Annotated in this window: 19 protein-coding genes and 1 other RNA gene; 8 read left to right on the top strand and 12 right to left on the bottom strand. The window is 55.7% G+C overall.

Features of this window, described 5'->3' with window-relative positions:
• Nucleotides 1–20: 20 nt before the first annotated feature.
• The 6 genes from ACMGGE_RS07365 to ACMGGE_RS07390 all read right to left on the bottom strand — a co-directional run bounded on the left by ACMGGE_RS07365 (nt 21) and on the right by ACMGGE_RS07390 (nt 6,041).
• Nucleotides 21–662, bottom strand: a complete 642-nt coding sequence (locus ACMGGE_RS07365; RefSeq protein WP_262764218.1) for a helix-turn-helix transcriptional regulator — start codon at nt 660–662, stop codon at nt 21–23.
• A gap of 49 nt (nt 663–711) precedes the next feature.
• Nucleotides 712–1,230, bottom strand: coding sequence for a fimbrial protein (locus tag ACMGGE_RS07370; RefSeq protein WP_420293587.1), 519 nt, complete (start codon nt 1,228–1,230; stop codon nt 712–714).
• Between the two features lie 5 nt (nt 1,231–1,235).
• Nucleotides 1,236–2,183: a fimbrial protein gene (locus tag ACMGGE_RS07375; protein ID WP_420293588.1), complete on the bottom strand. Its 948-nt coding sequence runs from the start codon at nt 2,181–2,183 to the stop codon at nt 1,236–1,238.
• A 9-nt stretch (nt 2,184–2,192) separates the two neighbouring features.
• Entirely contained in the window at nt 2,193–4,709 is a 2,517-nt protein-coding gene (locus ACMGGE_RS07380; RefSeq protein ID WP_420293589.1) for a fimbria/pilus outer membrane usher protein, read from the bottom strand.
• Nucleotides 4,710–4,753: 44 nt separating this feature from the next.
• Nucleotides 4,754–5,431 carry a molecular chaperone gene (locus ACMGGE_RS07385; protein WP_262820566.1) on the bottom strand — a complete coding sequence of 226 codons (678 nt, stop codon included), beginning with the start codon at nt 5,429–5,431 and terminating at the stop codon, nt 4,754–4,756.
• A gap of 79 nt (nt 5,432–5,510) precedes the next feature.
• The gene (locus tag ACMGGE_RS07390; RefSeq protein ID WP_420293590.1) at nt 5,511–6,041 is read right to left on the bottom strand and encodes a fimbrial protein; all 531 of its coding nucleotides are present in this window, start codon (nt 6,039–6,041) and stop codon (nt 5,511–5,513) included.
• Nucleotides 6,042–6,460: 419 nt separating this feature from the next.
• Between ACMGGE_RS07390 and ACMGGE_RS07395 the strand changes: the two genes are divergently transcribed.
• Nucleotides 6,461–7,120: a helix-turn-helix domain-containing protein gene (locus tag ACMGGE_RS07395; protein WP_420293591.1), complete on the top strand. Its 660-nt coding sequence runs from the start codon at nt 6,461–6,463 to the stop codon at nt 7,118–7,120.
• 69 nt (nt 7,121–7,189) lie between these two features.
• Nucleotides 7,190–7,819 (top strand): helix-turn-helix domain-containing protein, encoded by a 630-nt coding sequence (locus tag ACMGGE_RS07400; RefSeq protein WP_262823195.1) that lies wholly within the window; start codon nt 7,190–7,192, stop codon nt 7,817–7,819.
• Nucleotides 7,820–7,864: 45 nt separating this feature from the next.
• On the opposite strand, the gene ACMGGE_RS07405 is transcribed toward ACMGGE_RS07400, so the two are convergent.
• From ACMGGE_RS07405 to ACMGGE_RS07415, 3 genes are all read right to left on the bottom strand, one after another.
• The gene (locus tag ACMGGE_RS07405) at nt 7,865–8,059 is read right to left on the bottom strand and encodes a YdiH family protein (protein ID WP_003857766.1); all 195 of its coding nucleotides are present in this window, start codon (nt 8,057–8,059) and stop codon (nt 7,865–7,867) included.
• An 85-nt stretch (nt 8,060–8,144) separates the two neighbouring features.
• Nucleotides 8,145–8,555 (bottom strand): 1,4-dihydroxy-2-naphthoyl-CoA hydrolase, encoded by a 411-nt coding sequence (gene menI / locus ACMGGE_RS07410; RefSeq protein ID WP_021241102.1) that lies wholly within the window; start codon nt 8,553–8,555, stop codon nt 8,145–8,147.
• Nucleotides 8,552–11,608 (bottom strand): FAD-binding and (Fe-S)-binding domain-containing protein, encoded by a 3,057-nt coding sequence (locus tag ACMGGE_RS07415; RefSeq protein WP_420293592.1) that lies wholly within the window; start codon nt 11,606–11,608, stop codon nt 8,552–8,554. The genes menI and ACMGGE_RS07415 overlap by 4 nt, the downstream gene beginning before the upstream one ends.
• A gap of 325 nt (nt 11,609–11,933) precedes the next feature.
• On the opposite strand from ACMGGE_RS07415, the gene ydiK reads away from it, so the two are divergent.
• Nucleotides 11,934–13,049 (top strand): AI-2E family transporter YdiK, encoded by a 1,116-nt coding sequence (gene ydiK / locus ACMGGE_RS07420; RefSeq protein WP_045910283.1) that lies wholly within the window; start codon nt 11,934–11,936, stop codon nt 13,047–13,049.
• Between the two features lie 209 nt (nt 13,050–13,258).
• Nucleotides 13,259–13,366, top strand: an RNA gene (gene rprA, locus ACMGGE_RS07425) — antisense sRNA RprA.
• 5 nt (nt 13,367–13,371) lie between these two features.
• Here the strand turns inward: rprA and ACMGGE_RS07430 are convergent.
• The 3 genes from ACMGGE_RS07430 to ppsA form a co-directional block, all read right to left on the bottom strand.
• A complete protein-coding gene (locus tag ACMGGE_RS07430; protein WP_420293593.1) occupies nt 13,372–15,747 on the bottom strand; it encodes a glycoside hydrolase family 3 N-terminal domain-containing protein in 2,376 nt (791 codons plus the stop codon).
• 3 nt (nt 15,748–15,750) lie between these two features.
• On the bottom strand, nt 15,751–17,151 hold the full coding sequence (locus tag ACMGGE_RS07435; RefSeq protein ID WP_045910281.1) for an MFS transporter: 1,401 nt from the start codon (nt 17,149–17,151) through the stop codon (nt 15,751–15,753).
• Between the two features lie 233 nt (nt 17,152–17,384).
• Entirely contained in the window at nt 17,385–19,763 is a 2,379-nt protein-coding gene (gene ppsA / locus ACMGGE_RS07440) for a phosphoenolpyruvate synthase (RefSeq protein ID WP_048027555.1), read from the bottom strand.
• A 335-nt stretch (nt 19,764–20,098) separates the two neighbouring features.
• Here ppsA and ppsR point away from each other — a divergent pair, with 335 nt between their 5' ends.
• From ppsR to ACMGGE_RS07460, 4 genes are all read left to right on the top strand, one after another.
• Nucleotides 20,099–20,932, top strand: coding sequence for a posphoenolpyruvate synthetase regulatory kinase/phosphorylase PpsR (gene ppsR / locus ACMGGE_RS07445; RefSeq protein ID WP_008500644.1), 834 nt, complete (start codon nt 20,099–20,101; stop codon nt 20,930–20,932).
• A gap of 152 nt (nt 20,933–21,084) precedes the next feature.
• Nucleotides 21,085–22,131, top strand: a complete 1,047-nt coding sequence (gene aroH / locus ACMGGE_RS07450; RefSeq protein WP_008500645.1) for a 3-deoxy-7-phosphoheptulonate synthase AroH — start codon at nt 21,085–21,087, stop codon at nt 22,129–22,131.
• A gap of 196 nt (nt 22,132–22,327) precedes the next feature.
• Nucleotides 22,328–22,510: a hemin uptake protein HemP gene (hemP, locus tag ACMGGE_RS07455; RefSeq protein WP_024909414.1), complete on the top strand. Its 183-nt coding sequence runs from the start codon at nt 22,328–22,330 to the stop codon at nt 22,508–22,510.
• Nucleotides 22,511–22,587: 77 nt separating this feature from the next.
• Complete coding sequence (locus ACMGGE_RS07460; protein ID WP_420293594.1) at nt 22,588–24,570, top strand: TonB-dependent hemoglobin/transferrin/lactoferrin family receptor; 1,983 nt, start codon at nt 22,588–22,590, stop codon at nt 24,568–24,570.
• The last annotated feature ends 40 nt before the right edge of the window (nt 24,571–24,610 follow it).

Here is a 24,610-nt window from a genome sequence, read left to right on the forward strand (position 1 = left end):
CCTGCGCCCTTTTCTTCCTGTTAGCCGTCCTGCCCCACTAAATGGTCATGCAATTTATTCGGGTGGGCGTTCTTTTCAACCATCCGGTGAATCAGCGCCATAAGTTCGAAATCATTACGCAGATCGAATTTTTGCATCAGTAAATACTTATGCGTGAATATCGTTTTGTTACTCGTCCTGAGCCTGTTCGCAATCTGTGCTATCGATAACCCTTTGTATAAATTCACCGAAAGACGAATCTGCTGCGTCGATAATATTTTATGCGGGCAGTGGAAGCAGTCTTTATGTTTCCAGCGATAATCCGGCAGTTGCGTACGGTACCATGCAAGAAAGAGTCTCTCGCTTACCCGATCCAGCGGGGCCCGGCGGGAGATGAAAATCATATCCTGAAAACAGGATGAAAATTCAGTGAAGCGCCGTTCGTCATCGACCATCCCAATTAAGATCCCTTTTTTTCTCGCTTTTAATTCAGGAATACAGGTCAGCGCTTCACCCGGGCATAAAGAGAGGATAACAATATCGGCGCTATTGACGCTGTCAAAAGTAAACTCAATGCCAAAATTAACCTGATATCTAAAATTATGCAGGAAGAAATCGACAAGAAAATATTGCAGGCCATTTTTTAAAAAAGAATCCGGTTCTTTAATCAGAATATTCAACATAGCGGTTACCGACATCTGCAAATAAAAGGATAACTCACGCACGGGCCGATCAGTTGTATTGCATCGTCATGACCACGACGGCACTGATGCTCCCCGGCGTCGCGCTCCCGGTAACAGAGTTGACCGATGCCTGCAGGGCTATCGTCGCGGTTCTGTCTGCTGAGATGGCCTGCGTAATCTGTGTCCCCGTTCCCTTTAAAGCACCGGTAGCGACATCGTTCATCGCTATTGCGACGTGGGTGGCCGAGCCACTGTTCATATAGTAACCCGCCCCTGCGACGGGATCGGGGTTTCCGGTAAATAAGACCGTCACGCTGCGCGTACCTGCTGGGCACTGGGTAAACATCAGGTTAAAAGGCACAGGTTCGGAAGACGATCCCGGAGTTGCCATATTGGATGACTGAATATCGCCGAGATTAACATCCAGATTGTTATTTCCCCCATTAAATACACAGGGAGAGGCAACAATATTACCGGTGACGCTGACGTTAACGGTATCCGCTGCAATGAGATTGCCGCTGATTAATGCCGCGGTGAACGCTGCCGTGCGCAAAATATTCATCGTCATTCCCTTTACTGGTATGTCAAATTTAAGGTTGCTGACGCATTTGCGGTACCGGGTTCTACCGTCGGTTGGGTCTGATAATAACGCGCCGTTAAGGGGAACGCTTCCAGGCCACCTGCCGCGGGCTTTAACGGCAGACGCGTATTGAGCGTGAGAGGCGTACCGTTATAGAGCAGCTGAACGCCGACGCCTTTCGCCGTGCCGGTATTCCCTTGCCCCGTAAGCGCCAGCACGCTCGTCGCCGCAATGTCGGGATTCTGAATACCGCTGATTGACACGTTGACGTTAGCCCCCGCATCACAGTTAAGCCCGAGATTCTGGGTATTCTGGGCGCCCACCGGCGTGGTGCCCACCGTTGCGCCAAACGCCGCGGCAGAAATATCCCCTATCGGAAACGTCAGTTGCGGCGTCGTAATCGTGCAGGCAAGCACGTTAATCGTTCCGCCCAACAGGGTCGTCGTCAAACCATCACGATATACACCATCGCTCCCCTGCAGCGTCACCACACCCAGTACCCCCGGCGTCAGCGAACCGGATGCAACCGGTCCGGTGACGATAAGTTCTACTTTACCGCCCCACCACTCGACATAACTTGCCTGCGCAGTATAGGAAAAGGTATTAGCCGGGTTTTCAAAATAATTACCCGATGAAAAACGTATTCCAATACCGCTGACGTTAGTGTCGTAGACATGATTACCGTAGGTACTCGGCGTGGCATTAAGGTAGCGCATGCTAAAACCCAGCATTAACGGATTGGTACATCCCGTTAAATAGGAACCGGTTAGCGTTGCATTACGCGAAAACAGGACGGTCCCAACGGCGACGTCGCGTTGCACCGTAATTGTCCCGACAGACAAGGTTGAGTCCTGTGGCGTGATCGTCGTGCAGGTTCCTGCATGGGCACTATTCCAGCCTGCGGCAATGCTCAGAAGGAATAGCATGTTCATTAAGCGCATTTTAAAATCCTAAAGGCAATTGACGTTGATTTCTGTTATTCCGCCGGAAGGCGACGGCGGGGTAAGCACGTACGGGGCGCGGCATTGCCGATCGCGTTCCGCTCCCCACGTAACAAAGACGGTGCCCTGTGTATCCAGCCCGGTGAGATAAACCTGGCCTTTATCACCCACAATGAAGCTGTTGCTCTCGACGCCTTTCAGGCTCGCAATCGCGCCAAAGGGAACGCCATGGCCGTTGTGCATAACATTAAACAACGCGCGTCGCCCCACTTTTGCCTTATAGTCGACCATCACGATTGCCCCTCGCGTCGGCGTCACCGTCCGGGTATTGATATCCAGCTCAACCTCATCCGGCAGGCTTTCCGGGGCAAGGGTGATGTCATTTTTTCGATAAACGGCGAGGTTACTGACCACCGTATATCCCCGGTAATCCGTTCGGACTCCCGGCTGATTGCGAATATCCACGCCGTGCGCGCCCGGTGCGCGAATCAGAGCATTGGTCTCGCCCAGGGGCTGCGAAAGCGTGATCCCTTCTCTGTGGGCAATAATGCCGCCCTGCAGGCCATAATTAAGCCGCTCGCTGTTCCTGTCGTAGCTATAGCCCGCGGTAACTTCGCCGTAGGTTCCCTTATAATCACCGTTCACATTACCCGTATAGCCGACGCCATCCGACCCGTAGCCTTGCTGCACATTCCAGTTCAGCGCGTGGTTTTCCAGCGCCATGCCGTTCAACCCGAGGTTGTGCGTGGTGCCGTTATTCTTGCTGGCGCTCACACCATAGTTCGCCCAGGTCTGCAGTAAAAATTTGTCGAGAGGAATACTGACGTTAAAAGCCAGCAGCCGATCGCTGTCGTATCGCTTATCACCCGCACTGCCGTTTTTACTGTAGGTCCAGGTGAGTCCGTAATTGATGTTATGCCAGGCGTTGTTGTAACCCAGGGTGTAGGACGCCATCGTCTGACCCGAATTCCAGTAGTTTTCACGGGCCGCGCTCAGCGTCAGCGAACCAAGATTACCGCCCAGCGTCTGGCTCATCGTCAGCTCGGCCCGGTTGCGACGCCGGTCCTGAAGCGCACTGCTGTCACCGTACGAATCCAGTACCTCCTGCATGCCGTAGTAGCCGGACGTGGAATAGCGGTAGCCCGCAATCGAAAATTGCGTCCCCGTTCCGATCACGCTTTTGCTGTACCGCGCGCGCCAGGATTGACCGTTGGATTTATCACTGCCCTGCGGGGTGGACCAGGCCTGGGTCATGTCCGCAGAAATGGCACCGAAATCCCCCATATTCTTCCCGACGCCCAGTGCGAAAGACTGGTATTTGTTCGACGCCTGCAGCCCGCCATAGAGCGTGAGTCCATACGGCAGACCATAGATCCCGGTGATTTGCCCGAAGGGTGTCTTCTCAACGCTGCCGTTATAAGAACGATACTGCCCGCCGGTCACCGCATATTTCAGGCGCCCTTCACGCTGCAAAACCGGTAATGACGCGTACGGCAGGGTAAAATGTTGCTCGCTGCCATCGGCCTCTTTAACGGTGACGTCCAGATCCCCGGCGCCTCCCGTCGGGTACATATCGGTAATTTCAAATGCCCCAGGCGCCACGTAGGTCTGATAAATCTGATAGCCATTTTGCCGCACCTCCACCTGGGCATTGGTGCGCGCGATACCCCGCACCACGGGTGCATAGCCTTTCAGCGAATCCGGGAGCATGTCATCATCCGAAGCCAGCTGTCCGCCGCGAAACGGCATACTGTCGAACACGTCTGCTGGTGCCGAGCTATCCCCCAGGGTGAGCTGCGCGTTGAGCGCAATAATGGCCCGCTGCGCGTAGGTGTAGACGGTATCCCATTTGTCCTGCCCGGTCTCATCCCGTGACCAGGTGGTGTAATTCCGCACTCGCCACGGCCCAACGTTGAGACCCGGGCGCAGATTGGCATATTGACTGTCGCTGTTTTTACTCTCGTTTTGTTTCGCCCGGCTGCTTGCACCGCTCAGGCTGTAGTTCAACATGACGGCGGCGATCCCTTCATCCCAGAGCGCTGGCGAAACATACCCACGTGCAGGCAGGTCAATGGCGGCCTGAGGAATGCTGATAATCAGTCGCTGCGCGGCGAACTGAAAATCCGTGCTGGCACGAGGGATAGCCTGCAGGTTGACGCAGGACGTGCCCTGGCTCGCTAAGTCGGGAAAAAGCGCGGTTTTGACGCCCCATTTATTTAGCTGTTCAAGACTCAGACAAGGCTTAAGGCTATCGCCCTCCTGTCCGCCGTTTACGGAGATGAAGTCAATATCGCTGGTCTCGATGAGCTGGTCGTCAAGAATGATGTCAACATGGTATTTCCCTGGTGCCTGCGAACCTGATTCAAAAGCAGTTAAATCAGCTTTATCTGCGCCCGGATTGTCCAGCTCAACCAGTTCAGCGTTGAACGACTCACGGGCATCAACAGTCTGCATTGCATTGACCAGCGCGAAGGCGATACAGATCGCCAGACGCGCAGGCTGCATTTTTTTAGTTTTCGTTGCCATCATCATGAACCTGACTCGAAATGAGGAGCACCGCTTTTAATAAATTAAAAGCTGGCCTGATGTATTATTCCGGGGCTGCCGTAATCATTAATAACTTTGAATGAAACATGACTGCCACTGGCTCCTGCGGGTAAGGTAAATGCCGCCATTGCGCCGGGTGCCACCCAGGAGACCTCATCCAGCTTTTTATCGCCGATGCTTATTTCATTAAAATTGATGACATAGGGCGTTGGATTGGTGACCAGAAGTTTATCCCCGCTACGCGACCAGGTTAATTTATTCGCTTGCTCTTCCGGGGTGGATGCCTTCAGACCTGTCGGGCGATAAATAAGCTTAATGCGCGTTTTGACGGCAATTTGCAGTGAGTTTGTCTGCTTCGAGGCGGACGGTATCGCTTTAATATTCAGCCAGAAAAGACTCTCTTTATCCTGAGGTAACGAACCCGAGAACAAAATGCGCTCAATGTTTTGCTGACCCCCATCCAGTCGATATAACGGAGGCGTAACAATAAAAGGTGCTTTATTAGCATTACCCTCGGGCATCTCAACCCAGGACTGGATTAAATAAGGCACGCTGTCTGCATTGTTGATGCTGATTGATGCCTCTTTTTTCCCGCCATCAAAAATGACGCGGGTCCCGCCAATAATGACCCCGGCATAAGCATGCGAAAACGATGCAGAGAGGATGACCGCGATGAGCAGGGTCTTGCTAATAAAATGCATGTTACACCTCGTGAAACACGGGGGCAGTGAATGCCCCCACGCAGAACCGCGTGGAACCGGCTCAGGTTCTGCTTAATGACTAGTTATAAACAACGGAGAAATTAGCTACGGAGTTGGCAGGGCCGGCCGTCACCGATGACGCCGTTGAAATATACTGCGCATAGAAATTCAGCGTATTATCTGCGGTACTGCTGAGCGCATAGCTATAGCTGTTACTGCCGTGCAAAGGCAGATCCGCTTTATCTGCGGTCATCAAATTGATGGCAACACCCGTTGCCGCACCGGCGACGGAGGTATCAATAGCCAGCAGATCGGCGTTGGTCAGATCGGGGGTACCGTCAAAACGCACTTTGGCACTGGTGACCGTGACCGGGCAGTTCTTCAGGACAATATCGAATTTCGCTGCCGCCGTTCGGGAACCCGTCGCCGTAAATTCTGATTTATTGTAATCGCCCAATACCACCACCTGATTTTGAGAGGAAACCGCAACATCGCAGGCAGAGTCCAGGATGTTACCATTAAAATTGACGGTTCCTGCAGCAGCGAAAGCGTTGCCCATCATTAAGGCGGCCCCCGTCGCAGCCATCGCTAAAATAACGTTCTTTTTCATAATCTTTATTTTCCTGATTTAGGGGATAACTTTATTTATTATTAACACTCATGCATCAGAAAGCTGATGAATACATCAATGTGAATTCATTTGTTTTTTATTAAAGCCATAAGTTCTTTCTGACTGGCTGGTTAAAATTTATATAATCATCCGGGTGAATACAACGTTTAGATGGTCTAGCTGTAGACTTTGATTTAACGAAAAAACAACATTCCCTTCAGGAAATACTTAAGCCATGCTTTTCTGGTCTATTAATAGACCAGAAAATTTTTTTATTTATATTCAGTATGTTAGGTTACAACAACTCAACGGTCTATTTTTAGACCTTCTCGAAACATTCCCTGACTCCTTCATTTTTAAGATAATTCTTTCCACAGTTCAAAAAAACGATCGGACCTGTAGTCACCGTGAGGTATCTTATGAATACGCGTTTAACCCCTCCACTGAATCACCAGGAATCAACCGTTCTGGGTTTAAAACCGCTTAGCCATTTAGACGCCCTGATTAAATCAGTGGTACCTGCAGCGGACAGAATGATTATCAGCCGAGGGGAAACCGTACATTATTATAAAGATGAGATTCGTCAGTGTTTTTTACTTCTCCAGGGGAGTGTGGCGCTTCATCGTCGCGGCGATGGTATTGTTTTAAACTCTGAATCTGCGCCTTTTATTCTTGGCGTCAGCAGCCAGTTTTCTTCGGAACATCTGTATGTCAGGGCCCTTGAGACGGCAGAAATAGCCCGCATGCCGCTGGAGACGTTTAATCAGATCGTTGCGCAGCAGGATTTATGGGAGCATTTTTCAAAGCTGCTGATTTATACGGCCTCGCGGGTGTATGAGCACTGCGCGCAAATATCGCAAATGTCTGCTTACGACATCATTCGTTTCCAGCTTGTTGAACTGATGCAGGAACCCGATGCCATACGGCAAAATACAACGGCGGCGGCGTATATCAAAAGCAGGACCTATCTTTCGCGTAGCGGAATTATGCGCATTCTTGCAGAACTGCGGACCGGGAAGTACATCACCATGGAGCGTGGGGTGCTGCTTGACATTCACCATCTGCCCCGCAAATATTGACAGCCAGCGTGCCTGAAACCAGGAGAAGCGCTATAATTAGCCAGGTTATTTTTAAGGCTGTCGGCAACCATGTCCCTTCCAGAAAAGTCTCAACGGGGTTCCCCCTACGCGCAAGAACTTATTTCACACCTGTTATCTGATTGCACAACGCGACATATCGCCCGCGGCGAGCGGCTGGACCTGCAGATCAACGGTCAGGGCATGTGCTATTTAATTCTTGAGGGAACCGTCGCCATCTACAGAAAAAGCGATGACAGGATGCTGTCTACGGCCCGCAGCCCTGCCGTCTTCGGCATCGCTAACCTCACCGATATCTATTTTAATGATTATCTTAAGACCGTCAGCCCGTGTCTGATCGGCACGCTCACCACCGAACGGGTGAATGCCATTATTAAAGAGAAGGCGCTTTGGGGACTGCTCTCTCAACAGCTGATGTTTGTCTATAGCCGTCTTTATAACAACGTGATGCCGCAGGGCGCGCCCACGGCGTATGAGATGATTCGCCAGCAGCTCATAAAACTGATGGATGAAGATGAGAGTTATCGCGGCAGCGTGACAGCGGAAAGGTATATCAGGGAGAAAACCCAGCTCTCCCGCAGCGGCGTGATGCGCATTCTGGCGGATTTAAAAACCGGCGGATTTATCGAAATGGAAGAAGGCAGGCTTATTAAAATCAACAAGCTCCCCGCTAAATACTGAACGTCAGACACAAAAAAGGCCGCTCTTGCGGCCTTTTTTACTCTCTCAATGGACGTGAACGCCCAACCGCCAGGCAAAGTAGATCTCTTCTTTCAACTCATTCGAAGAGAGCGCCAGCAAATCTGTAAATTCCAGCTCAAGCTGTTTCAGCTTTTTCAGGTACTGCGCCGGGGACAGATTGCTCTTATCGCGACGTAAATATTCAATTGCCAGCTGTGTTGGGGTTATTTCAGTATCCATGATGTCCTCGCTTATGTACAAAACCTGACCAGTATATCACAACCCACTGACTAGTTTTTGACCAAAGGCAAAACATCTGAAAACTTTACACGACCGCCGTCGTCAGCCGCGATGAGCAGCACAGGCGATCCTGCTCGTCGAGAATGTCAATCTGCCATACCTGGTGGCGGCTACCGGCGTGCAGCGCGCGGCAAACTCCGCGCACGCGCCCGCTGCGTACCGAGCGGATATGGTTAGCATTCACCTCGAGTCCGACCACCTTCTGCTCCCCTTCGGTACAGAGATATCCCGCCACCGAGCCCAGAGTTTCGGCCAGCACGACGGACGCCCCGCCGTGCAATAAACCAAACGGCTGATGTGTGCGACGATCGACGGGCATGGTGGCCTCGATATCATCGTCGCCAATGCGGGTGAACTGGATATCCAGCAGCCCCACCATATTCCCCTCGCCCATGGCGTTCAGCGCCTGCAGCGTCACGGCACGTTTCCAGATCATCCAATTATCTCCAGTAAAGCCTGCAATGGGTGACGTACACCGTTACCTTCTACCCGTTTCACCTGGCTTCGACAGGAGTAGCCCGTTGCCAGACAGCGGTTTCGCGGCAAACGCTGCATCGCCTGATGCCATGACAGCTCATAGATACCGAGCGAGTTGGCGTGGTTTTTCACTTCGTGCCCGTAGGTGCCGGCCATGCCGCAGCAGCCCACGCTGACGCTCTCCAGCTTCGCGCCGAAGCGGGCAAAAACGGAGGCCCACTGCGCGGGAGCACCCGGCAGCGCGGTGACTTCTGTGCAGTGTCCGAACAGATACCACGGTTCGCCGCTGACGTCCTGAACCGCTTTGTCTTCCAGGGCCGTCGGCAGCCACTCGTGCACCAGCATGACGTGGAAATCACCGCGCTTGTCGCCCAGCGTCTGCTTGTATTCATCGCGATAGCACAGCACCAGCGCCGGGTCGACGCCGACCATCGGTATCGCGAGTTGCGCCACGCGGTTTAAGAAGTCAGCGGTTTTCTGCGCGGTCTTCGCAAAGCGCGTCAGGAAGCCTTTAATGTGCTGCGCCTTACCGTTGGGTGAGAACGGCAGGACCACCGGCTGATACCCCAGCTTTTCGGTCAGGCGGATGAAATCCGCCACGACCTGGGCATCGTAGTAGCTGGTAAACGGATCCTGCACCACCAGCACCACCTTCGCTTTTTGCTCAGGCGTGAGTGCCTCCAGCTGCTCCAGGGTCATGTTCGCCGAGCGATGCCCGACGAGCTGGCGCTGCAGAGACGGCACCGACAGCAGCGGCAGATCGACCATGCCGATATGTTTTTCAGAGAGCTTGCGCACCAGCGGCTGGTTGATAAAGAAGTTGAAGGTCTTCGGCGCGCGCGCCATCAGCGGCGCGTAGCTTTCCACCGTCGCCACCAGATGGTCGCGCACCGGGCGGAGGTAGCGGGTGTGATACAGCTGCAGGAAGCGCGAGCGGAATTCCGGTACGTCGATTTTAATCGGGCATTGGGTTGAGCAGGCTTTACAGGCCAGACAGCCGGACATCGCCTCTTTCACCTCATGGGAGAAATCATACTCGCCCTTGTTGGCATGCCAGCTGTTGCGGGTGCGTTCAATCAGCGAGCGCAGGCTGGCCCGTTTTTCCGGAAGCTGCTGCTCAAGCCTGAGCGGGTCAACCCCGCGATCGGCCAGCAAACGCAGCCATTCACGCACCAGCGTCGCCCGCCCCTTTGGCGAGTGGATACGGTTGCTGGTGATTTTCATCGACGGACACATCGGGCTTTTCACATCAAAGTTAAAGCACAGGCCGTTGCCGTTACACTCCATCGCGCCGCGCCAGGAGGAGCGCACCGCAATCGGGATCTGTCTGTCGTATGTGCCGCGCTTGACGGCATCCACCTGCATCATTGGCGCGTCCACGCCTTCAGGCGGGCAGATTTTGCCCGGGTTGAGGCGGTTATGCGGGTCGAAAGCCGCCTTCACCTTGCGCAGCTCCGCATAGAGCTGTTCGCCGAAGAATGCGGGGCTGTATTCCGCGCGGAATCCTTTCCCGTGCTCTCCCCAGAGCAGACCGCCATATTTGGCGGTTAAGGCCACCACATCATCGGAGATCTGCTTCATCAGGATCTCCTGCTGCGGGTCGCACATATCCAGCGCCGGACGCACGTGCAGTACCCCGGCATCGACGTGGCCGAACATGCCGTAGCTCAGGCCGTGGCTATCCAGCAGGGCGCGAAACTCGACGATATAATCCGCCAGATGCTCAGGCGGCACGCAGGTATCTTCGGCAAAGGGAATCGGCTTCGCCGCCCCTTTCGCATTGCCGAGCAGGCCCACGGCTTTTTTACGCATCGCATAGATACGCTCAATCCCGGCCAGATCGTTACAGAGCTGCCAGCCGATCACGCCGCCTTCGCCCTGCGCAATCAGCTCATCCAGCCGCTGGCAGAGCGTGGTGACCTGGCTCTCAATCAGCGCCGCATCGTCGCCGGCAAATTCCACGATGTTAAGACCGAGCATCTCTTTATCCGGCACGTCGGTAATGAGATCGCTGACGGAGTGCCAGACAATATCTTCCCGGGCCAGGTTAAGCACTTTGGAGTCAACCGTTTCCACCGACAGCGCTTTCGCTTCCACCATAAACGGCGCATTGCGCAGCGCGGAATCGAAGGAGTCATATTTGACGTTCACCAGACGACGCACCTTCGGCAGGCGGGTGATATCCAGCCGCGCCTCGGTGATAAACGCCAGCGTCCCTTCAGAGCCGGTGAGCACGCGGGTTAAATCAAACTGGGTCAGGTCGTCGTTAAAGACGTGACGCAGGTCGTACCCGGTCAGGAAGCGGTTCAGTTTGGGGAACTTATCGAGAATAAGCTGGCGGTTGTCGCGGCAGCGCTCCAGCACGGTACGATAGATGCGTCCGCTGGCCGTGTTATCTTTGCCCAGCGTTTCCGCCAGTTCGACCGGCATCGGCTGCGTATCGAGAATATCGCCGCCCAGCAGAACGGCACGCACGCCCAGCACGTGATCGGAGGTTTTGCCGTAGACCAGCGAGCCCTGACCGGAGGCATCCGTGTTGATCATCCCGCCGAGGGTCGCGCGGTTACTGGTGGAAAGCTCCGGGGCAAAAAAGTAACCGTAAGGCTTGAGGTACTGGTTAAGCTGATCTTTGATAACGCCCGCTTCGACCCGCACCCACCCCTCTTCAGGGTTGATCTCAATGATGCGGTTCATATAGCGCGACATATCAACAATGATGCCCTGGTTCAGCGCCTGACCATTGGTGCCGGTGCCGCCGCCGCGCGGCGTAAAGACCAGCGAGGCGAAGCGCTCCTGCGTGGCCAGCCGGGCGATAAGCGCGACGTCGGCCGTTGAACGAGGGAAAACCACGGCATCGGGAAGAAGCTGGTAAATACTGTTATCGGTCGCCATCGTCAGCCTGTCGGCATAGTTCGTGGCGGTATCACCTGTAAAACCCTGTTGCTCCAGTGCTTGCAAAAAATTAAGCACCAGCTGAACGACGCCAGGTGCCTGAGAAATCTGTGGGATCATAACTGTCGACCCTAATTAGAGTTGTATATACACGTCATCCTTCGAGCTGCCTCTGCGTTGGCTGCGTCTGCTCACCCCAGTCACTTACTTGAGTAAGCTCCTGGGGATTCTCAGACTTGCCGCCTTGATGCAACTCGAATGATTTTGTGTATAAAATCGTTTGCGTTGTGTCTGGAAAGTTTTATCACATTTTTTTCTTATAATCTCTGCCGAATTACAGGCAAAATCCGCCTGTCAAAAACCGCTGAGATCATCAATGATTAGAGAGACGCGGTTTTCCGTTCCCGCCAGCCACGCTGGCGTTCTTTTAAGGAAAGTTTCATTTATGGTCAATCTTCGCCAGCCCAGGGATGTTGCGCAAATTTTGCTGTCGGTGCTGTTCCTGGCCCTCATGATTATTGCGTGTCTGTGGATTGTTCAACCCTTTATCCTCGGCTTCGCCTGGGCCGCGACCGTTGTCGTTGCCACGTGGCCTCTGCTGCTGCGTTTGCAGAAACTGCTGTTCGGCCGCCGCGGGTTAGCGGTGCTGGTCATGACGCTCCTGCTGTTCCTGCTGTTTATTATTCCGATTGCCCTGCTGGTGAATAGCCTGGTGGATTCCAGTGGCCCCGTTATTCGCGCTATTAGCAGCGGTGACCTGACGCTGCCGGATCTCGCCTGGCTGAACAGCATTCCGGTGGTGGGCGCCAAGCTCTACAGCGGCTGGCATAGCCTGCTGGAGATGGGCGGCAGCGCGCTGATGGCAAAAGTCCGCCCGTACATTGGCACGACCACGACCTGGTTTGTGGGTCAGGCGGCGCATATCGGCCGGTTTATGATGCACTGTACCCTGATGCTGCTCTTCAGCGCCCTGCTCTACTGGCGCGGCGAGCAGGTGGCTTTAGGCGTTCGTCACTTTGCCACCCGCCTGGCGGGCAAACGGGGTGACGCGGCGGTTTTACTGGCTGCGCAGGCTGTGCGCGCGGTGGCGCTGGGCGTGGTGGTGACCGCGCTGGTGCAGGCGGTGCTGGGCGGTATCGGTCTGGCGATTTCCGGCGTACCGTACGCCACCGTGTTCACCGTGGTCATGCTGATGACCTGTCTTGCGCAACTGGGACCGCTGCTGGTGCTGGTCCCTAGTATTATCTGGCTGTACTGGACGGGTGATACCACGTGGGGAACGGTGCTGCTGGTCTGGAGCTGCGTGGTCGGCACCATGGATAACGTCATTCGTCCGATACTCATCCGCATGGGTGCTGACCTGCCGCTGATCCTGATCCTCTCCGGAGTCATTGGCGGACTGATTGCCTTTGGCATGATAGGCCTGTTTATTGGCCCGGTGCTGCTCGCCGTCACCTGGCGTCTGTTCTCCGCCTGGGTACATGAAATTCCGCCTCCGGGAACAGACCCGGACGTGATTTTGAGCGAACTGGAAGAGCTGGAAGAGAAGAACACGCATTAAGTTTTTTTGCCGGGTGGCGCTAACGCTTACCCGGCCTACATTCCCCCTCACAATACTTTAACGCTGCTAAAGTATTTATTCGTTGCTCACTGGTCAGACCCGCCTTTTTTGCTCTAAGTCCGCTATTCACCTTAAAAAATCTTTACGTCTCTTTAACTATTGAGACGAATCCGATCGACGCTAAAAGATGACATGCCTACTATTAGGACACGGTTATAGATCAACACCTTGATTTATAAGCATGGAAATCCCCTGAGTGAAACAACGAATTGCTGTGTGTAGTCTTTGCCCATCTCCCACGATGGGCTTTTTTTTATCCTGACTACGCGCGCTTAACCTCACAGGTACTGAGCATCCGCCACTCAACAGGCAGCACCCGCGTTTCCCCTGTCACATTAACCGTCACCGCCGCGCGGATATCCGCCGACGATGCGCCAACCTGCAGTTCAAACTCGCCCGGCTCAACGATGCGTTTCCCGTCCCGGCGGGTAAAGTTGAACATCTCAACCGGTAGCGTAAAGCTGAGCGTGGCGGTTTCGCCCGGCGAGAGCGTGACGCGCTGGAACGCCTTCAGCTCCTGAAGCGGACGTACCTGAGTGGCGACCTTATCCCTCACGTAAACCTGCACCACCTCGCTGCCGCTGCGTTCCCCGGCATTGGTGATATCCACGCTCAGCGTCACCTCGCCGTCGACCGGCACGCTGCTTTCAGCTACGCGGGCAGCCCCCCAGCTAAACGTCGTCCAGCCAAGGCCGAAGCCAAACGGATAACGTGAACCGAAGTGGAACGCAAACGGCGTACCGCCGCTTTTGAGCTTGTGATTGTAGTAATACGGCATTGCCCCGGCGCTTTTCGGCACGCTCACCACCAGACGCCCCTGCGGCTCAGCGCGTCCCGTTAGCACGTCCGCGATCGCCCAGCCCCCTTCTTGCCCTGGCGCCCACGCCACCAGCAGCGCTGCGATCTTATCCTCCAGCCCCTGCAGGTTGTACGGGCGCCCGCCGGTCATCACGACAATCACCGGTTTGCCCGTCGCTACCAGCGCCTCCAGCAGCTGTTGCTGCACGCCCGGCAGATTCAGGGAGTCGGTGTCGGAACCTTCCCCCACGGTTCCGCTCTGGAACAGCCCGGCGAGATCGCCCACGCAGGCCACCACCACGTCACTCTCCTGCGCCGCGTTCACGGCCTCGGGGATCAGCGCGGTGCTTTGTGAGACCGGCGACTGCTGCATCGGCTTACCGCCGCTGTCGCCCGGGAAGACCGGCGCACCCGCCATCCGTTTCTCGATGATGTGACACCCTTTGGCGTAACGGACCTGCGACGCACCGAGGTAGTGTTCCAGCGCCGCGCGCGGGGTCGTTACCTGCGAGGTCTCTTCAACCATATCGCTGATGATCAGATGTACCGGGAAGCTGTAGCCGCTGAGCAACGCCAGCGGATCGTCTGCCGTCGGCCCCACCACCGCCACGCGGGGCTTACCGCCGAGCGGTAAAATACCGTTGTTTTCCAGCAGCGTGACCGATTTCGTCGCCACCTCCCGCGCAATCTGCCGGGTGGTGTCATTTTGCAGATCGATACCATTTTCATCCGCGTACGGGTTTTCAAACAGGCCCAGGCGGAATTTTTCGGTCAGCACGCGCGCCACGATCTCATCCACCCTGGTCATAGAAATCAGCCCGCGCTCAACGGCGTCCGCCAGATGGCGCGCGCAGTCATCTTTCGGCAACTCGACGTCCAGCCCGGCGTTAAAGGCCAGCGCGGCGGATTCGGCCGCATCGTGGGACACACCATGATGCTGGTGCAGCAGGCTGACGCCGCCGTAATCCGCGACAATAATCCCGTCGAAGCCCCACTGTTCGCGCAGGACGGTGGTCAGCAGGAAGCTGTCGCTGTGCCCCGGCTGATTGTCGATATCGTGGTAGGCCGGCATCACCGACCCGGCATTGGCCAGCTTCACCGCCATTTCAAACGGCAGCAGGAAGGTGTCGTTCAGTTCGCTAAAGCCCAGATGTACCGGCGCATGGTTGCGCGCCCCTTCGCTGAACGAGTGGCCCACGTAGTGCTTGAGCGTCGCCAGCAGATCGCGCTTATCGCCCTGCAACCCTTTCACGTAGGCGGTTGCCATCACCCCCACCAGCCAGGGATCTTCCCCGAAGGTCTCTTCGGTTCGCCCCCAGCGCACGTCGCGGGAAACGTCCAGCACCGGCGCCAGCCCCTGCTGACAGCCGACGGACCGCGCCTCTACACCGATCTGCTCTGCCGCGCGCTGTACCAGTTCAGGGTCCCAGGTAGAGCCGTAGTTCAGCGACGACGGGAACAGGGTGGCGTCTTTGCACAGCAACCCCACCAGGCACTCTTCATGGAACAATGCCGGAATGCCGAGGCGCGTCTCTTCCATCATCATGCGCTGCAGGCGGTTAGCGGCGCGCACCCCGGTTTTCGCGTCAACGATATGGGTACCCAGCGGACGGGTGATCTGCCCGACGCCCAGCTTTAGCCGTTCACTCAGCGCTGCCTGCTCGCTCACGCCAGCGAATTCATCGCTGAGATCGCTGCGTTCGCGATGGTTGCCGTTTTCATCGAGGATCAGCCAGTAGGCATGCATCTGGGCGAATTTCTCTTCCGGGGTCATACGCGCCAGTAAATCGGCGACGCGCTCGTGCACGGGACGTCCCGCGTCCTTATAGATAGCTGTCATGTTTTACTCCTGTAGTGCGGAAGGGATTGTTGGGCTGAGCTGCCCCGCGTCGGGTCTCACCTCACGCTTGCTGGCCAACTCCCGGGCGATGGAATCCACCAGCCGACTGTTGAGCTTGTAGATAGCAAGCAGCGCGACCATGCAAAGGAACAGCGCGCAAGGGATAAGGGTGAACAGCGCGTTAATCGTAGAGAGTACGTGGGGTGCCTGAGTTGCCTGTCCCGGGGCGTAATCCACCATGCCCAGCACCCAGCCGACCACCGCGCCACCCAGCGCCAGGCCGAATTTGATGGCAAACAGTGCGGTGGAGAAGACCAAGCCATCCAGGCGGCGGCCGCTGCGATGCTCTTCGTAGTCGACCACATCGGAGAACATGGTCCACTGCAGCGGCGTGGTCAGGTTTTGCACAAAGCTAAAGACGATGTTGAGGCCAAAAATCAGCCACACCTGCGAAGGCGGCAGGAAGAAAATCAGCGCGCCGAAAATAACGAAGGAAATAATGGTCCACTGGTAGGCGCGCACGCGGTCAAATTTCCCCAGCAGCCGTTCAGATAATAATGCGCCGCTTAAGGAGGCGACCATTCCGGAAACAATAAAGGCAAAAACCAGCTCCGGGCGCAACAGCACATAGTTCACGTAATACATCGTGGCGGAACCACGCGTTACCACCGCCGTTAACAGCAAAATATTAAACAGGAAAACAATGCGCCACTGGCTGTTACCGGCCAGCAGTTTTAAATCGGTCAGCATGGAGCCGGAGGTATCATTGCGCGGCGAATAGCGCTCTCGGGTCATGAGGAAACAGCAGAAAAAGAGCACAATGCCCAGCAGCCCCATCAGGCTCATGGCATAGAAATAGCCTTTCTGCACGTTGCCCTGGCCTAACAGCGAGACCAGCGGCAGGGCAATCACCGTCACAATCAACCCGCCGATAAACGACAGGCCAAAGCGCCACGACTGCAGGGAGTGACGCTCGCGCGGATCCAGCGTCAGCGCGCCGGGCATGGCGCAGTAAGGTACGTTAATGGCGGAGTAAATCAGGCTTAAGATCGCGTAGGTCACACAGGCATAAACGATTTTCGCCGTCGGTCCCACGTCCGGTACATAGAAAGTGATGAGGCAGCTTACGCCAAACGGAATGGCGAACCACAGCAGCCAGGGACGGAAACGACCGTGACGCGTCTGGGTGCGATCCACCAGGGCGCCAATGCACGGGTCGACAAACGCATCAACCACACGCACCACTAAAAACATGGTGCCCATGATTGCGGCGGGCAGTCCAAAAACGTCCGTATAGAAATAAGCGAGAAATAAGGTTGCCGTTTGCCACACCAGCGCGCTGGCCATATCACCTAAGCCATAACCTATTTTATCTTTGGTACGCAATACAGAGGAGAGTGTCATTGTTATTTGCCTTTTTATCAGGTTAAAACGTATTTCAACCAGTTGCGCATCACTGAAAGGGAAATGCGCAGTAAGGCTCAAGTATTAGCAACGTGTTGCGCACTAACAATTGTCTAAATTGACAGACAAATTATGATATTTGGTTTTTTACTTTATTTGTGATGGGGAGCAAATAAGAGGGAAAATAAAAAAGGCGAGGAGATATCTCCTCGCCTTTATCCGTTTTTAAGCGGTTACTTGTTCAGTTCCGCCAGGCTCAGCCAGGTTTGCACCACCGTATCCGGGTTCAGGGACAGGCTATCAATCCCCTCCTGCATCAGCCAGGCAGCGAAGTCTTCATGGTCGGATGGACCCTGACCACAAATCCCGACGTATTTGCCCTGCTTCTTCGCCGCGCGGATGGACAGGGAGAGCAGCGCCTTCACCGCCTCGTTACGCTCATCGAACAGCTCGGAGACCACGCCGGAGTCGCGGTCCAGACCCAGCGTCAGCTGCGTCATGTCGTTCGAACCGATAGAGAAGCCGTCGAAGTGCTCCAGGAACTGCTCGGCCAGCAGGGCGTTGGACGGAATTTCACACATCATGATGATCTTCAGCCCGTTCTCGCCGCGCTTCAGACCCTGACGCGCCAGCTCGTCCACAACCGCTTTCGCCTGATCCACGGTACGTACGAACGGGATCATGATCTCCACGTTGGTCAGTCCCATGTCGTTGCGCACGCGCTTCACCGCCTCACACTCCAGCGCGAAGCAGTCGCGGAAGCTGTCGGACACGTAGCGTCCGGCCCCGCGGAAGCCCAGCATCGGGTTCTCTTCTTCCGGCTCGTAGCGTTCGCCGCCGACCAGGTTGGCGTATTCGTTAGACTTAAAGTCAGACAGACGCACAATCACGCGTTTCGGATAGAAAGCGGCACCCAGCGTCGCGATCCCTTCGGTCAGACGGCCGACGTAGAACTCTTTCGGCGAGTCGTAGCCTTTCATCATCTCGCGGATTTCGTTCTGCAGCTTCGGATCCTGGTCGTCAAACTCCAGCAGCGCACGCGGGTGAACGCCGATCATACGGTTGATGATAAATTCCAGGCGCGCCAGGCCTACGCCTTCGTTTGGCAGGCAGGCGAAGTCGAACGCGCGGTCCGGGTTACCGACGTTCATCATGATCTTCAGCGGCAGGTCCGGCATGGTATCCACGCTGGAGCTCTTCACGCTGAAGTCGAGGATATCGGCATACACGTAGCCGGTATCGCCTTCGGCACAGGAGACGGTCACGTTCTGTCCGTCCTTCATGCGCTCGGTAGCATCACCGCAGCCGACAACCGCAGGAATACCCAGTTCGCGGGCAATGATCGCCGCGTGACAGGTACGGCCGCCGCGGTTGGTGACGATAGCCGCCGCTTTCTTCATGATCGGTTCCCAGTCCGGGTCGGTCATGTCGGTCACCAGCACGTCGCCGGGCTCAATACGGTTCATCTCGCTGATGTCGTGGATCACTTTCACCGGACCAGCACCGATGCGGTGACCGATAGCACGGCCTTCCGCCACGATTTTGCCCTGGGCGTGCAGCGTATAACGCTCCATCACCTGGCCGCGTGAGCGGACGGTTTCCGGACGCGCCTGCACGATAAACAGCTTGCCGGTGTTCCCGTCTTTCGCCCATTCAATATCCATCGGACGGCCGTAGTGTTTTTCAATCTGCACCGCCTGCTTCGCCAGCTCCTGCACTTCGGCGTCGGTCAGGGAGAAGCGGTCGCGCTGCTCCTGCGGTACGTCTTCAATTTTAACCTGCTTGCCATGCTCCTGGGTCGGGGCATAGATCATGCGGATTTTTTTCGAGCCCATGGTGCGGCGCACCACCGCCGGACGACCAGCGGCCAGCGTAGGCTTGTGAACGTAGAATTCGTCAGGGTTAACCGCACCCTGCACAACCATCTCACCCAGACCCCACGCGGAGGTGATAAACACCACCTGGTCGAAGCCGGATTCGGTATCAATGGAGAACATCACGCCGGATGAGCCCACGTCCGAGCGCACCATGCGCTGCACGCCAGCGGAAAGTGCCACGCCGCGATGGTCGTAGCCCTGGTGCACGCGATAGGAGATGGCACGGTCGTTAAACAGGGAAGCAAACACGTGCTTCACGGCCACCAGCACCGCATCGTAACCCTGGACGTTCAGGAAGGTTTCCTGCTGCCCGGCAAACGAAGCGTCCGGCATGTCTTCCGCGGTCGCAGAGGAACGCACGGCAAAGGAGGCCTGCGCATCGTCAGCAGAGAGCTGGTTGTATGCGTCGTGAATGGCTTTTTCCAGTTCCGGCTGGAAAGGTGTGTCGATGATCCACTGGCGGATCTGCGCCCCGGCTTTGGCAAGCTCGGTGACGTCATCAATATCCGTTTTATCCAGCAGGTCGTAAATGCGCTGGTTAACACCGCTCTGGTCTAAAAACAGGTTAAAGGCATCGGCGGTGGTGGCAAACCCGTTCGGTACGGAGACACCCATACCCGACAGGTTTGTAATCATTTCACCCAGGGAGGCATTTTTGCCCCCAACTCTGTCTACATCATTCATGCCGAGTTGGTTATACCAAAGCACCAGCGGTGACGAGCCATTGTTGGACATCGAAACAATCCTTTTGTGATATTTGATCGGAGTAAGTAACACCTGACTACGTATTTATACTGGCATATTTATTTCCGCTAAAAAAACGGTGAATCGTGTAAGCAATTTAAAATTTCAACTTTTCGGATACTTTCCCATCAACGATTAACCCGATGATTCCTCTATATTCAGCCAGAAACCCCAAAAATAAAGTCGCTATTTGAAAAATGAAATCCACTTTTCAGGAAAATCAAAAACAGCGTTTCATTCATAATTAGGATAAGTTCTTTGCTGTGTAAATTACTTTTTTAATTTATGCTTTCAGACAATTACGTCTGATATTCAGGGTGGGTAAAATGGATAGTGCTGTCGATCGTCACGTTTTTTATATTTCTGATGGTACGGCGATCACCGCCGAGGTGCTGGGCCACGCGGTGATGTCGCAGTTTCCCGTATCGATCAACAGCATTACGCTGCCGTTTGTCGAAAATGAGAGCCGCGCCAAAGCGGTGAAGGACCAGATCGACGCCATTTACCAGCAGACCGGCGTCCGCCCGCTGGTGTTCTACTCCATCGTGATCCCCGAGATTCGCGCCATCATTCTGCAGAGTGAAGGCTTTTGCCAGGATATCGTGCAGGCGCTGGTGGCTCCGCTGCAAAGCGAGCTGAAGCTCGACCCGACGCCTATCGCCCACCGTACCCACGGGCTGAACCCCGGCAACCTGACCAAGTACGATGCACGTATCGCCGCCATCGATTACACCCTCGCGCACGACGACGGTATCTCTCTGCGTAATCTCGACCAGGCGCAGGTGATCCTGCTTGGCGTGTCGCGCTGCGGCAAAACGCCGACCAGCCTCTACCTGGCGATGCAGTTCGGCATTCGCGCCGCCAACTACCCGTTTATTGCTGACGATATGGATAACCTGGTGCTGCCCGCCGCCCTTAAGCCGCTGCAGCACAAACTGTTCGGCCTGACCATTAATCCGGAACGCCTTGCTGCCATCCGCGAAGAGCGCCGCGAGAACAGCCGTTACGCCTCCATGCGCCAGTGCCGGATGGAGGTCTCCGAAGTGGAAGCCCTGTACCGCAAAAATCAGATCCCGTGGCTGAACAGCACCAACTACTCTGTGGAAGAAATTGCCACCAAAATTCTCGACATCATGGGACTTAACCGCCGCATGTACTAATATGCTAGTACACTGACTCAGATTCAGGTATCATCATCGGCAACCACGGGGCGGTGTCGCCCCGAACTTGAAATCAGCAGGGATTGGTTTAAGGTGATGCCCATCACTTCCCGGTAGTCTGCCGATGAAGCAAAAATTTTCTGAGACATTCCATGAATAAAACCGATGAACTCCGCACTGCGCGCATTGACAGCCTGGTTACGCCGGCTGAACTGGCTCAGCGGCATCCTGTTTCCGCTGCCGTTGCGGAACACGTGACGGCCTCCCGCCGCCGCATTGAAAAAATACTTAATGGTGAAGACAAGCGTCTTCTGGTGGTGATTGGTCCCTGCTCCATCCACGATCTGGATGCCGCGATGGATTATGCAAAACGGCTTCAGGGCCTGCGGGATAAGTATCAGCACCGCCTTGAGATTGTGATGCGAACCTACTTTGAAAAACCGCGTACCGTGGTGGGCTGGAAAGGGCTGATTTCCGACCCTGACCTGAACGGCAGCTATCGCGTGAACCACGGCATCGAGCTGGCACGTAAGCTGCTTTTGCAGGTCAACGAGCTGGGCGTGCCGACCGCCACCGAGTTTCTTGATATGGTGACCGGGCAGTTTATCGCCGATCTGATCAGTTGGGGCGCGATTGGCGCACGCACCACTGAAAGCCAAATCCACCGCGAGATGGCCTCCGCCCTCTCCTGTCCGGTCGGCTTTAAAAACGGGACCGATGGCAATACCCGTATTGCGGTTGATGCCATCCGCGCGGCCCGTGCCAGCCACATGTTCCTGTCACCGGACAAGAGCGGTCATATGACCATCTACCAGACCAGCGGTAACCCGTACGGGCACATCATCATGCGCGGCGGCAAGAAACCCAATTACCATGCACAAGATATTGCGGCGGCCTGTGAAACCCTGGCCGAGTTCGACCTGCCGGAACATCTGGTGGTGGACTTCAGCCACGGCAACTGCCAGAAGCAGCATCGCCGCCAGCTGGACGTTTGCGATGAGATCTGCCAGCAGATCCGCAGCGGTTCAACCGCTGTTGCAGGGATTATGGCGGAGAGCTTTATCAAAGAAGGTACGCAGAAAATCGTTGCTGGCCAGCAGATGGTGTACGGCCAGTCGATCACCGACCCGTGCCTGAGCTGGGAAGACAGCGAGCTGCTGCTGGAGAAACTCGCAGCAGCCGTGGACACACGCTTTTAACATCCTGCCGGGTGGCGCTGCGCTTACCCGGCCTACGATTCTTGCCGTTGTAGGCCCGGTAAGGCGAAGCCGCCACCGGGCTTTTCATTGCACAATATTGACCCTCTCACCCTTTTTTCACAAAAACGCTTGCCGTGAATTTGCAGTTTATTGATAATGATTATCATTGTTACATTGATTGTTATTTATAAACATTATGTCACGTACGGATAACAGCGCGGCAACGCCAGCAAAAACAGACACAGCACCAGCCCCAACCGAGCGTCGGATTGACAGCAAAACCCTGCTCGGTGATGAGGGCCGGGTCATTATCGAGCATGACGGCCAGCGCTATCTGCTGCGCCAGACCCATGCCGGAAAACTGATCCTCACAAAATAAACAACACAAAAAACTACGCCAGCCACCCAGGTAAACCCCAGGCAGCCAGCGCTTTTCAATTCTAATGGAGAGTTGCTATGCCACACCTGCCTTCCGCGTCTTTACGCCCGTCACTTCTGACGCTGGCGATTGTCAGCGCCCTGCCGACCGCGGCGTTTGCTGCCACAGATGACATTACCGTCACCGCCACGGGCAACGCCCGCAGCGCCTTTGAAGCCCCCATGATGGTGAGCGTGATTGACGCCAGCGCGCCGGAGAAGCAAACCGCCAGCTCGGCGGCCGACCTGCTGCGTAACGTCCCCGGACTGACGCTGGACGGCACCGGGCGCACCAACGGGCAGGACGTGAACCTGCGCGGCTATGACCGTCGCGGCGTGCTGGTGCTGGTTGACGGCGTGCGTCAGGGCACCGACACCGGTCACCTGAACAGCACGTTCCTCGATCCGGCGCTGATTAAACGTATCGAAGTGGTTCGCGGCCCGTCGGCCCTGCTGTACGGCAGCGGCGCGCTGGGCGGCGTGATTTCCTATGATACCGCCGATGCGAAAGATCTGCTGGAGCCGGGTAAAAACAGCGGCTACCGCGTGTTTGGGACAGGCGCGACGGGCGATCACAGTCTCGGCATGGGGGCCAGCGCCTACGGCCGCACCGACACCCTGGACGGTCTGGTGGCCTGGTCCAGCCGGGATCGCGGTGATATTCGCCAGAGCGACGGAGCAACCGCCCCTAACGACGAATCCATCAATAACATGCTGGCGAAAGGCAGCTGGAAAATCGACCCGGCCCAGACCCTGAGCGGCTCCCTGCGCTACTACAATAACGACGCTCAGGAACCGAAAAATCCGCAAACCCCCGGGGCGGACAGCAGCAACCCGATGACCGATCGCTCCACCATTCAGCGTGACGCGCAGGTGGGCTATCACATCGCCCCGGAAGGTAACGACTGGCTGAACGCCGACGCGAAGGTCTACTGGTCCGAAGCGCGCATTAATGCCCAGAATATCGACAACAGCGGTGAGTTCCGCAAGCAGACCACCAAAGGCGGCAAGGTGGAAAACCGCACCCGCCTGTTCAGCGACACCTTAGCATCACACCTCCTGACCTACGGCGGGGAATATTATCGTCAGGAGCAGCATCCGGGCGGGGCAACCACCGGCTTCCCGGAGGCGAAAATCGACTTCAGCTCCGGCTGGCTGCAGGACGAAATTACCCTGCGCGATCTGCCGGTCACCCTGCTGGGCGGCACACGGTATGACAACTACCGCGGCAGCAGCAATGGCTACGACGATGTCGATGCCGACAAGTGGTCATCCCGCGCCGGGTTAACCGTCAGCCCGACCGACTGGCTGATGCTGTTTGGCTCTTACGCGCAGGCGTTCCGCGCGCCCACCATGGGCGAAATGTACAACGACGCCAAACACTTCTCTATTGGCCGCTTCTATACCAACTACTGGGTGCCGAACCCGAACCTGCGCCCGGAAACCAACGAAACGCAGGAGTTTGGTTTTGGCCTGCGCTTTGACGATCTGCTGCTTGCCAACGATGCACTGGAGTTTAAAGCCAGCTATTTCGATACCAAAGCCAAAGATTATATCTCCACCACCGTCAATTTCGCGGCGGCAACCACCATGTCGTATAACGTCCCGCACGCCAAAATCTGGGGCTGGGACATGATGGCAAAATACTCTGCCGACTTCTTCAACCTCGACCTGGCCTACAACCGCACGCGCGGGAAAGATACCGATACGGGCGAGTACATCTCCAGCATCAACCCGGATACTGTCACCAGCAAGCTGGACATTCCGGTGGCACAGAGCGGTTTTTCCGTCGGCTGGATTGGCACCTTTGTCGATCGCTCAACGCATATCAGCAGCAGCTACAGCGAGCAGCCGGGCTATGCGGTCAATGACTTCTATGTCAGCTATAAGGGCCAGGAACGGCTCAAAGGCGTGACCACGACGCTGGTACTCGGCAACGCCTTCGACAAAGCGTACTGCTCACCTCAGGGCATTCCGCAGGACGGCCGTAACGGGAAGATTTTCGTCAGTTATCAATGGTAATCCCTTCGCCCCGGCTGACCGGGGCATTGCTTTGAAAGGA

This window comes from Enterobacter sp. BNK-22 (genome assembly GCF_048684805.1).
Classification (GTDB): Bacteria; Pseudomonadota; Gammaproteobacteria; order Enterobacterales; family Enterobacteriaceae; genus Enterobacter; species Enterobacter quasiroggenkampii.

Excerpts from the sequence above, each read along its gene's own strand:
- ACMGGE_RS07395 (WP_420293591.1), top strand. The coding sequence starts at position 6,461 with ATGAATACGCGTTTAACCCCTCCACTGAATCACCAGGAATCAACCGTT.
- ppsR (WP_008500644.1), top strand. The coding sequence starts at position 20,099 with ATGGATAGTGCTGTCGATCGTCACGTTTTTTATATTTCTGATGGTACG.
- ACMGGE_RS07430 (WP_420293593.1), bottom strand. The coding sequence starts at position 15,747 with ATGACAGCTATCTATAAGGACGCGGGACGTCCCGTGCACGAGCGCGTC.
- ppsA (WP_048027555.1), bottom strand. The coding sequence starts at position 19,763 with ATGTCCAACAATGGCTCGTCACCGCTGGTGCTTTGGTATAACCAACTC.
- ACMGGE_RS07365 (WP_262764218.1), bottom strand. The coding sequence starts at position 662 with ATGTTGAATATTCTGATTAAAGAACCGGATTCTTTTTTAAAAAATGGC.
- ACMGGE_RS07385 (WP_262820566.1), bottom strand. The coding sequence starts at position 5,431 with ATGCATTTTATTAGCAAGACCCTGCTCATCGCGGTCATCCTCTCTGCA.
- ACMGGE_RS07405 (WP_003857766.1), bottom strand. The coding sequence starts at position 8,059 with ATGGATACTGAAATAACCCCAACACAGCTGGCAATTGAATATTTACGT.
- ACMGGE_RS07380 (WP_420293589.1), bottom strand. The coding sequence starts at position 4,709 with ATGGCAACGAAAACTAAAAAAATGCAGCCTGCGCGTCTGGCGATCTGT.
- hemP (WP_024909414.1), top strand. The coding sequence starts at position 22,328 with ATGTCACGTACGGATAACAGCGCGGCAACGCCAGCAAAAACAGACACA.
- menI (WP_021241102.1), bottom strand. The coding sequence starts at position 8,555 with ATGATCTGGAAACGTGCCGTGACGCTGCAGGCGCTGAACGCCATGGGC.
- ACMGGE_RS07415 (WP_420293592.1), bottom strand. The coding sequence starts at position 11,608 with ATGATCCCACAGATTTCTCAGGCACCTGGCGTCGTTCAGCTGGTGCTT.
- ACMGGE_RS07460 (WP_420293594.1), top strand. The coding sequence starts at position 22,588 with ATGCCACACCTGCCTTCCGCGTCTTTACGCCCGTCACTTCTGACGCTG.
- ACMGGE_RS07370 (WP_420293587.1), bottom strand. The coding sequence starts at position 1,230 with ATGACGATGAATATTTTGCGCACGGCAGCGTTCACCGCGGCATTAATC.
- ydiK (WP_045910283.1), top strand. The coding sequence starts at position 11,934 with ATGGTCAATCTTCGCCAGCCCAGGGATGTTGCGCAAATTTTGCTGTCG.
- ACMGGE_RS07435 (WP_045910281.1), bottom strand. The coding sequence starts at position 17,151 with ATGACACTCTCCTCTGTATTGCGTACCAAAGATAAAATAGGTTATGGC.
- ACMGGE_RS07400 (WP_262823195.1), top strand. The coding sequence starts at position 7,190 with ATGTCCCTTCCAGAAAAGTCTCAACGGGGTTCCCCCTACGCGCAAGAA.
- ACMGGE_RS07390 (WP_420293590.1), bottom strand. The coding sequence starts at position 6,041 with ATGAAAAAGAACGTTATTTTAGCGATGGCTGCGACGGGGGCCGCCTTA.
- ACMGGE_RS07375 (WP_420293588.1), bottom strand. The coding sequence starts at position 2,183 with ATGCGCTTAATGAACATGCTATTCCTTCTGAGCATTGCCGCAGGCTGG.
- aroH (WP_008500645.1), top strand. The coding sequence starts at position 21,085 with ATGAATAAAACCGATGAACTCCGCACTGCGCGCATTGACAGCCTGGTT.